The organism is Blautia caecimuris (assembly GCF_024622975.1).
Lineage (GTDB): Bacteria > Bacillota > Clostridia > Lachnospirales > Lachnospiraceae > Blautia_A > Blautia_A caecimuris.
The window spans coordinates 1-2,400 of record NZ_JANJZT010000076.1 but is presented as its reverse complement, the minus strand read 5'-3'; the positions used below and the strand labels follow the sequence as shown (position 1 = coordinate 2,400).

Here is a 2,400-nt window from a genome sequence, read left to right as displayed (position 1 = left end):
AACAAGTACATATTTTACTTTTTTATCCGTCCACCGCCTGTTTTGAAATATCCTGACTCTAAATCAATCTTATTTCATTTACAGGAGGTTCCTTATGGACAAATATTTATCTTCTTTCAGGGAGATGGTCTCCCTGCGCGGTCTTACTGACCACACCATTGCTTCGTATTCTACCTATATCTCCGCTTATCTGCAGTACCTTTCCGACAACGGCCCCACTGCACCGGAAGATGCATCATGGCAGCAGATGCGGGACTTTATCTTTTGGGTCCAGAACACAAGAAATCTTTCTGACCGTACGATAAATGCCTGCATCTCACAGCTGAGATTTTTTACACTTTATGTCCTCCATAAGCCCTGGGACCCCTATCAGCTCCCTTTCAGAAAATTTGACTCTTATACCCCTTTTATCCCTTCACGTGAAGAAATGAAAACATTCCTGTTTTCCATTTCTGACATAAAGTTTAAGGCCATACTCTGCCTTATGTTTTCTTCCGGGCTGCGGGTGGGCGAGGTACGTCATCTGAAATGCTCTGACATTGAACATTCCAGAAAACGTATTCATATACGTGCTTCCAAGAACCGCTCTGACCGTTACGTGCCTCTTTCTGATAACGTCTGGGAACTCATCCTCCGGTACTGGTATTCATTTCCGGCTGGTTCCCGGCCGAAAGACTGGCTCTTTCCACAGAAGAAAAAACCGGACAGACCCATCGATCACCAGCGTATCCCCAGCTTTATCCTTGCACACGAAAAAGAACTCGGATGGGAGCACCGTTTTACCTGTCACACATTCCGCCATGCTTTTGCCACCTACCATTATGAAGACGGAACCGACCTGCTCACTTTGAAAGCGCTCATGGGACACCGGTCTGTTTCTTCCACGGTTATATACGTACATCTGGCATCAAATGCTCTGATGGCTTCTTCCAATCCTTTTGACAGAATGGCAGGTGGGTTTTATGAGTGATCTCAAAATCCAGAAGATCTGGCAGTGTTCTTTTGACTCTTTTCTTTCTTCCGGGCACCCTGTTTCTGACATCCAGAAAAAAGTCTCCCACGCTGTCATGCGTTGTAAATCCGGCGCTCTCGGAGCCAATGCCTGCCAATGTACCGAGTGCGGCCATACGGAATTCCACAATAATTCCTGCCGTAACCGGAACTGCCCAAACTGCCAGGCTGTCTTAAAAGAAATATGGGTGGATAAACGCCGGGAGGAAGTCATTGATGCACCGTATTTTCATGTGGTCTTCACCCTGCCCCATGAGTTAAACCCGCTTATTTATTGTAACCAGAAGCTTCTGTACGGGCTTTTTCACAGATGCTGTGCCGAAACACTTCTTGAATTATCTTACGATAAGAAGTATCTCGGTGCGACACCTGGCATCATACAGGTGCTCCATACATGGAACCAGGAGATCGGCTACCATGTGCATATGCACTGTATTGTTTCTGGTGGCGGCCTCACATATGACAAGAAGATACGCAGGTCAAAAAACAAGTTTTTCATTCCTGTCGGGGTACTCCGGGATAAATTTAAAGGGAAATATCTTTCCCAGCTTGATTCCATGTACCGGAAAGGACAGATCGTTCTCTCTTCTTCCTGTGAAACACTCCGGAATTCCTATGAGTGGAAGGAGTTCAAAAATGATCTTTACGGCAAAGACTGGTGCCCTTACATAAAAGAAACTTTTAACGGATTTGGCAATGCGCTCGAATACCTTGGACGGTATACCCATAAAATCGCCATCTCCAACAACCGTATCCTTTCCGTCACGGAAAAGGAAGTCACATTCTCCGCCAGGGGAAAAAAGCCCGGCGAGTCCAGGCGCCAGATCACTCTGGAGCATACAGAATTCATTCGGAGATACCTGATGCATGTGCTTCCATCCGGTTTTCAGAAGATCCGTTATTATGGTTTCCTGAACAACCGGATGAAGAGAAAAAATCTGAAACTCATTTTTACTCTGCAGGGACACCAGCGTTTTAAAAGACGGTTTACAGAGATGTCCATGTCTGAGCTTTTAAAGGCTGTGTGGGACTTTGATATTTCTATCTGCCCGGATTGTGGACATAGTTCCATGAAACAGCTGGGAAGGTGTTATGCACCATCCTGATTATCCTGACTTCTTATATTGTTTTGAAAAAGCCTGCCAACGGGAGGCTTTGAAAGTATGTCCTGCAATGTTTTACATCACAAAAATCAGCGTGTTTTCAGCTGATTTCTCATCATCTTCGACGATTTTGGCCATCTGGGAACAATACAATCCCCATATAAGAACTGGCTAAAATACCGCGACTGGGTACAATATGAAAGAATCACATTCAGAGCAGTTCCGATTTATTGCAGAACTGCTCTTTTTGTCAACTCTGAATCTGATACTTTCCTAATGAATTATA

2 protein-coding genes are annotated in these 2,400 nt (G+C 44.9%); both read left to right on the top strand.

What is annotated here, in order from left to right:
* The first annotated feature begins 94 nt into the window (after window positions 1–94).
* Entirely contained in the window at window positions 95–970 is an 876-nt protein-coding gene (locus tag NSA57_RS19335; protein ID WP_022067347.1) for a tyrosine-type recombinase/integrase, read from the top strand.
* Complete coding sequence (locus NSA57_RS19330) at window positions 963–2,117, top strand: IS91 family transposase (protein WP_178808968.1); 1,155 nt, start codon at window positions 963–965, stop codon at window positions 2,115–2,117. Before NSA57_RS19335 ends, NSA57_RS19330 begins: the two co-directional genes overlap by 8 nt.
* Window positions 2,118–2,400 lie beyond the last annotated feature (283 nt).